The organism is Allosphingosinicella sp., assembly GCF_036387215.1.
Lineage (GTDB): Bacteria > Pseudomonadota > Alphaproteobacteria > Sphingomonadales > Sphingomonadaceae > Allosphingosinicella.
The window spans coordinates 1-5,635 of the sequence record NZ_DASVUE010000200.1 but is presented as its reverse complement, the minus strand read 5'-3'; the positions used below and the strand labels follow the sequence as shown (position 1 = coordinate 5,635).

7 protein-coding genes are annotated in these 5,635 nt (G+C 66.2%); 1 reads left to right on the top strand and 6 read right to left on the bottom strand.

Translation table 11 applies throughout. The features are described from left to right. From VF662_RS08130 to VF662_RS08110, 5 genes are all read right to left on the bottom strand, one after another. On the bottom strand, window positions 1-1,373 hold a 1,373-nt coding region (locus tag VF662_RS08130), incomplete at its 3' end, for a class I tRNA ligase family protein (protein ID WP_464139714.1). Between the two features lie 224 nt (window positions 1,374-1,597). Further along, window positions 1,598-2,566, bottom strand: a complete 969-nt coding sequence (locus VF662_RS08125; RefSeq protein ID WP_464139712.1) for a glycerophosphodiester phosphodiesterase family protein — start codon at window positions 2,564-2,566, stop codon at window positions 1,598-1,600. Further along, the gene (locus VF662_RS08120; RefSeq protein ID WP_464139710.1) at window positions 2,563-3,486 is read right to left on the bottom strand and encodes a bifunctional riboflavin kinase/FAD synthetase; all 924 of its coding nucleotides are present in this window, start codon (window positions 3,484-3,486) and stop codon (window positions 2,563-2,565) included. Before VF662_RS08120 ends, VF662_RS08125 begins: the two co-directional genes overlap by 4 nt. A gap of 32 nt (window positions 3,487-3,518) precedes the next feature. Next, window positions 3,519-4,007 carry a dihydrofolate reductase gene (locus VF662_RS08115; protein ID WP_464139708.1) on the bottom strand — a complete coding sequence of 163 codons (489 nt, stop codon included), beginning with the start codon at window positions 4,005-4,007 and terminating at the stop codon, window positions 3,519-3,521. Continuing rightward, a complete protein-coding gene (locus VF662_RS08110) occupies window positions 4,004-4,798 on the bottom strand; it encodes a thymidylate synthase (protein ID WP_464139706.1) in 795 nt (264 codons plus the stop codon). Before VF662_RS08110 ends, VF662_RS08115 begins: the two co-directional genes overlap by 4 nt. Before the next feature lie 124 nt (window positions 4,799-4,922). Here VF662_RS08110 and VF662_RS08105 point away from each other — a divergent pair, with 124 nt between their 5' ends. Then, window positions 4,923-5,297: a JAB domain-containing protein gene (locus tag VF662_RS08105; protein ID WP_464139704.1), complete on the top strand. Its 375-nt coding sequence runs from the start codon at window positions 4,923-4,925 to the stop codon at window positions 5,295-5,297. Here VF662_RS08105 and VF662_RS08100 read toward each other — a convergent pair. Beyond that, window positions 5,294-5,635: class I SAM-dependent methyltransferase (locus tag VF662_RS08100; protein ID WP_464139702.1), on the bottom strand; the 342-nt coding region annotated here is incomplete at its 5' end. The two genes, VF662_RS08105 and VF662_RS08100, sit on opposite strands and share 4 nt — an antisense overlap.

The window sequence follows — 5,635 nt, the reverse complement described above, 5'->3', positions numbered from 1 at the left end:
ATGAACCATTGGGGCGTGGCGCGGAAGATCACCTTGGCCTTGGAGCGCCAGCTGTGCGGATAACTGTGCTGGAAGTCCGCGGAGGCGGCGAGGAGGGCCCCCGCCTCTCGCAGATCGGTGCAGATCGGCCCGTCCGGCGCGTTGAACTTGGCGTTAATGACGCTGCCCTGGCCGCCGAGCCACGGCCAGTCCTCGCGGTACCGCCCGTCCGCCTCGACAGCGAACACGGTGTCGATGCCATTGGCCTTGCACAGCAGGAAATCGTCCTCGCCATGATCGGGCGACATATGGACGAGCCCGGTGCCTTGATCGGTGGTGACGAACTCGCCCGGGAGGAAGGGGCGAGGCTTGGCGAAGAACCCGCCAAGATGGTGCATCGGGTGGCGGGCGACGGTGCCGGCGAGGTCGGAGCCCTTACCCCGCCACATCACCCCGTTCGCCCCGAGCGAAGTCGAGGGGCCCTGCCGAGCGGAGCCGAGGCCCTCCTTCTCGACTTCGCTCGAATGGGTGTCTCGACTTCGCTCGACACGAACGGAAAGGGAAGGCAGCAGAGCTTCTGCGACCAGCAGGTTGCGATCGTCCAAGCCAACGACGACGTACTGAACATCCGGGCCGTACGCGATCGCCTGGTTCACCGGGATCGTCCAGGGCGTGGTCGTCCAGATCACCGCATGGGCGGCGATCAGCTCCTTGATCGGGCTGTCGGTGATCTCGAACGCAACATCGATCTGGGTGGATACGATGTCCTCATATTCCACCTCCGCCTCGGCCAGCGCGGTCTTCTCGACGGGCGACCACATCACCGGCTTGGCTCCGCGATAAAGCTGGCCGCTTTCGGCGAACTTCAGAAGCTCCTCGACGATCTTCGCCTCGGACTCGAACTTCATGGTGAGATAGGGATCGTCCCACTCGCCCATCACGCCGAGGCGCTTGAACTGCTCGCGCTGCACGTCCACCCACTTCTCGGCGTAAGCGCGGCATTCGGCGCGGAACTGGTCCTTGGGGACCTCGTCCTTATCCATCTTCTTCTTGCGATACTGCTCCTCGACCTTCCATTCGATCGGAAGGCCGTGGCAATCCCAGCCCGGCACGTAGGGCGCGTCATAGCCCATCAGCGAGCGCGAGCGGACGATGATGTCTTTGAGGATCTTGTTGGTCGCGTGGCCGATATGGATGTCGCCATTGGCGTAGGGCGGCCCATCGTGGAGGATGAAGCGCTCGGCGCCCGCGCGGGCTTCGCGGAGGCGCTTGTAGAGGTCTTCCGAGGCCCAGCGCGCAAGGATCGCCGGCTCCTTCTGCGCCAGCCCGGCCTTCATCGGGAAGTCGGTCTTCGGCAGGAAGACCGTATCTCTATAGTCGATTTTGTCGGACATGTCGGGGGCGGGGCTTAGCGGGGATAGGGCGCCAAGGGAACACCCGCCAAAGAAGCGCGCGGAAGTTCACGAGCGGCACGAATGGCACGAATGTCACATGGAAATGCGGGGGGTGACCCGCCCGAGCGGTGGCGGATGCCGCCGGCGCGGCTCGCGTGGTTCAGGAGGAAACGGTTCTCAGGCACGGCTCGTCACGAACCAGATAAGTTCCTATTTTGCAATCACTATCGCTGGAGGGCGCGGCCGACGGTGTAGAAATCCTCGATCCAGAGATAGCCGCGGAAATCCCGCGGGACCTTCCCCAATTGCTCGGGCCGCTCGATGCCGGAGATCTTCCCGCCTTCATAATCGCCCATGATCAGCACCTTGGTGTTGGCCCCCGCCATCCGGTCGAGGAAGCGGTTGGGCCAGCCCCAGATCGCCCATTGGTAGTTGAGCGGGATTGCGACGGTGCCGTTGCGGCAGCTGCCGGGGACGAAGCCGGTCCAGCCGAACTTCAGATAATTCGCAAGGCAGGCCTTCATGTCCGCCTTGAACCAGGTCCAGGCGCCCGGGACGAGCTGGCTGAGCCGCCGGGTGACGCGCGGGTGGCCGTAGAAGCTGTATTTGTCGTCGATCTTGACGCCGGCGCGGCCGAACGCCGCGACGAGGGCGTCGGCATCGCGCGGATCCTTGCTCTTGAAGTTGAAGACGAGGCGGATGGTCGGGAGCTTCTGGAGCACCTCCTCCACGGTCGGCATCGCGCCGATGCCGCGGCCGCGGAGCGGGTAGGTCCTGCCGCCGTCGGCCGTGTAGCCGTAGCCGACGTCGAGCGCCTTCAGTTCGGCAAGGGTATGCGCCCGAACCGGGCCCTTGCCGTTGGTGCGGCAATCGAGCGTCCAATCGTGGAAGACCACCATCTGCCCGTCGCTGGTCGGGTGCACGTCGAGCTCGATCGCATCCGCGCCGAAGCGGACGGCATTCTGCATCGAGAAGACGGTATTCTCGATGAAGAGATGCTCAGGGCTGCGGATGCGCGTCGCGGTGCAGGTCTCGTTGTCGACGCCTTCGCGGCTGAACTGCTGGGCAAGGCCGCGATGGGCGACGAGGACCAGCTTTCCCCTTGGCTTCGGCGCAAGCCAGGAGGCGTTGAGAAGCGACAGCGCAACGGCGAGCGCCGCGAAAGCGATGCCGGCGATCTTCCACTTGCTCATCCAAGGCGCCGCCGCGCTTCCGCGCAGTCCCGGTCCATCTGCGCCTTCAGAGCATCGATGCCGTCGAACCTCTGCTCGTCGCGGATGAAGGAGACGAGCTCGACCTCGATCACCTGTCCGTAGAGGTCGCCGTCGAAATCGAAGAAATAGGGTTCGAGCAGCTCTTTGGCCGGCTCGAAGGTGGGTCGGACGCCGAGGTTGGCGGCGCCTTGAAGCACCCGGCCGTCGGGCAGGCGGCCGCGCACCGCGTAAATCCCGAAGCGCGGGCGCAGATAATTGCCGAGCGCGATGTTGGCGGTCGGATAGCCGATCGTCCGGCCGCGCTTGTCGCCATGCTCGACCACGCCCTCGATCGCGAAGTGGCGGGTAAGGAGGCGCGCCGCCGTCTCGCAATCGCCGGCCTGGAGCGCCTCGCGGATGCGGCTGGAGGAGACCGCTTCGCCATCCTCCTCCACCGGGCAGACTGCATCGACGGAGAGGCCGTGCTCCGCGCCGAGCCGCTTCAGCACCTCGACATTGCCGCCGCGGCCCTTGCCGAAGGTGAAATCTTCGCCGGTGGTGACGCCGGCCGCCCCGATGCGGGCGACGAGGCGGTCGGAGACGAATTCCTCGGCGGTCACCGCGGCAAGCTCGGCATCGAAGCGGAAGACCAGCATCGCGTCCGCGCCGGCGGCAGCGAACAGGCGCTGGCGCTGGTCCAGGGTCGTCAGGCGGAAGGGGGGCACGTCGGGCTTGAAGAAGCGGACCGGGTGCGGATCGAAGGTGGCGACGAGCGCGGTACGGCCTTCGGCACGGGCACGCTCCACCGCGCGGCCGACGACCGCCTGGTGACCCAAATGAAATCCGTCGAAATTGCCGAGCGCGACGATGCCCCCGCGAAGCCGCTCCGGAACCGCCGAGCCGCCGTCCAGCCGCTCCATGCGCGCTCTATAGGAAAGGCGGCCTGATGTGCCTAGCCGACTCTCCGGACGAGGCGGACGAAGCTGAAGGGCGGGCGGCCGTTTTCCGCCACATGCTGCTCGCGGCTCACCTCCTGCCAAATCCCGGGATCGAAGGCGGGCATGCGCGTGTCGCCCTCCGCGTCGATTTGCACTTCGGTGAGCTCCACGGCCGTCGCAAGGTCCGCGAACAGGCGGAAGATCTCGGCGCCGCCGATCACCGTCACCCGCTCCGCATCGGCGCGGGCGAGCGCTTCCTCGACGCTGTGGACGACGTCGGCGCCCGCCGCGGCCCAGGCGCGGTCGCGGGTGAGGACGATGTGGCGGCGGCCGGGGAGCAGCTTGGGGAGGCTCTCGAAGGTCTTGCGGCCCATGATCATCGGCGTTCCCATGGTCACTTCCTTGAAGTGCCTGAGGTCCGCCGGGATGTGCCAGGGAAGCGCGCCGTCCTTGCCGATGACGCCGTTATCGGCGCGGGCGACGACGAGGACGATTTCGGTCACACCGCCACCGGTGCGGCGATGTGCGGGTGGGGGTCGTAGCCCGAAATCTCGAAATCCTCGTAGGCGTATCGATCGATCGCGTCCGGGCGGCGCTTGATCGTCAGCTTCGGCAGCGGGCGCGGATCGCGGGAGAGCTGGAGGCGGGCCTGATCGAGATGGTTCGAATAGAGGTGGCAGTCGCCGCCGGTCCAGACGAAGATGCCGGGCTCGAGGCCGCATTGATCGGCGAGCATGTGCGTCAGCAAAGCATAGCTGGCGATGTTGAAGGGAACGCCGAGGAACACGTCCGCGCTGCGCTGGTAGAGCTGGAGGTTCAATTTGCCGGCCGCGACCTGCGTCTGGAACAGGCAGTGGCAGGGGGCGAGCGCCATCCGGTCGATCTCGGCCGGGTTCCAGGCGGAGACGATCTGGCGGCGGGAGGCCGGGTTGGTGTTGATCTGGTGGATCAGGGCCGCGATCTGATCGATGCGGCGGCCGTCCGGCCCCTCCCAGTCGCGCCATTGCTTTCCGTAAACCGGGCCGAGATTGCCATTCTCGTCGGCCCATTCGTCCCAGATGCTGACCTTGTTCTCCTTGAGGTAGCCGACGTTGGTGTCCCCTCTGAGGAACCACAGCAATTCGATGATGATCGAGCGCAGGTGCAGCTTCTTGGTGGTGACGAGCGGGAAGCCTTGGCTGAGATCGAAGCGCATCTGGTGGCCGAAGACGGAGAGGGTGCCGACGCCGGTGCGGTCCTGCTGCGGCACGCCCTCGGAGAGAATCCGCGCCAGGAGATCGTGATAGGGCTGCATGGGGCGGTTATGGCGGGGAGGGGGCGGCAATCCAAGGCGATTGTATCCGTTTCGGACTGAACTCCATCCGTATCGGAGACGCTCTCCGGCATTTTTCGTAGCGGAAGCTGGCACAAGCGAGTGCGTGATCGTCAGCACCGCCGATGATGCCGTGACCCTGCTCCGGCCCTTCTTCGCCTCGCTCACCGAGGAGCGGGTGGCGGTGATCCATCTGGGGCCGGAGGCGCGGTTCCTGGCGCTTACGATCGAGGATTCGGGGAGCCACCGGCTTGCCGAGCTGCCGGTGGGCGCGATCGTCGGCATGGCGCTCAGGATCGGTGCGACGGGGATCGTCGTCGCGCACAATCATCCGAGCGGCGATCCGAGGCCGAGCGCAGCCGACGAAGCGGCGACGAAAGCGCTCGCTACCGCCGCGATCTGCGTCGACATCCGCCTCCACGATCACCTCATCTTCGGCGGCGAGGAATGCAGCAGCTTCCGGAGCCTTGGGCTGCTTTAGGCGGGACAGGTCCTGATCTGCCCGGGCTCGGGGCGGGCGCCCTTGGCTTCGAACTGGGCGAAATAGGATTCGCTGTCGGGCAGCCGCTCGAAGCGGGTGAGCTCGTACCCGACGGACGAGAATTCGCAGAGCAGCAGCCGCGGCGGAGTGCCGTGGCGGTCTGTGGTGCGGTCGGCATCGACGACGACCACGCTGCCCTGGCGCTTGAGAGCCGGGCGGAGGTTCCACAGGAACTCGCTCGGCCGCTCGATCTCGTGATACATGTGGATGAGGAAGACGCGGTCGAACGAGGTTGCGGGTAGCTTCGGGTCGTTCGGCTCGCCGAGCTTCACCGCCAC

What these genes read in the sequence shown, in the direction of transcription:
- VF662_RS08125 (WP_464139712.1), bottom strand. Translation starts at nt 2,566, where the DNA reads ATGAGCAAGTGGAAGATCGCCGGCATCGCTTTCGCGGCGCTCGCCGTT.
- VF662_RS08120 (WP_464139710.1), bottom strand. Translation starts at nt 3,486, where the DNA reads ATGGAGCGGCTGGACGGCGGCTCGGCGGTTCCGGAGCGGCTTCGCGGG.
- VF662_RS08110 (WP_464139706.1), bottom strand. Translation starts at nt 4,798, where the DNA reads ATGCAGCCCTATCACGATCTCCTGGCGCGGATTCTCTCCGAGGGCGTG.